Origin of the sequence: Nocardia sp. BSTN01, from assembly GCF_015354405.1 — a bacterium.
GTDB lineage: Bacteria > Actinomycetota > Actinomycetes > Mycobacteriales > Mycobacteriaceae > Nocardia.
Genome location: NZ_JADKYP010000181.1, coordinates 1 through 455 on the forward strand (window position 1 = coordinate 1; position 455 = coordinate 455).

At 65.5% G+C, this 455-nt stretch carries 1 protein-coding gene; it reads left to right on the forward strand.

Translation table 11 applies throughout. The features are described from left to right. Positions 1-120: 120 nt before the first annotated feature. The coding region (locus tag IRT45_RS36435; RefSeq protein ID WP_194810281.1) for a transposase at positions 121-455 on the forward strand (335 nt) is incomplete at its 3' end.

Here is a 455-nt window from a genome sequence, read left to right on the forward strand (position 1 = left end):
ACAGCGATGCCACACCATCACCGTTTTGGGTGAAACATGTTGGCCGCGTTGGTGTGCGGGCGAGGGCTCCGGTAGTTGGTTTAACGACCAAGCAAAACCGGAGTACTACCGGAGACCTCGTTGACCAGCGTAGCGGTGGCGGGGCGAGCGGACCTGACCGATGCCCAATGGGCCCGGCTGGAACCGCTGCTGCCCTGTGGGAAGAAGGCGGGACGCCCGCCGAAATGGACGAAACGGCAGCTCATCGACGGGATCCGATGGCGTGTGCGGGTCGGTTCGCCATGGAGGGATGTGCCGGCCGAATACGGGTCCTGGCAAGCGGTGTACGGGTTGTTCCGGCGCTGGCAGCGCGCCGGGTCGTGGGCCACGATCGTGACATCGCTGCAGGTCCAGGCTGACGCGGCCGGGGTGATCGACTGGCAGGTCAGCGTGGATTCCACGATCACCCGCGCTCA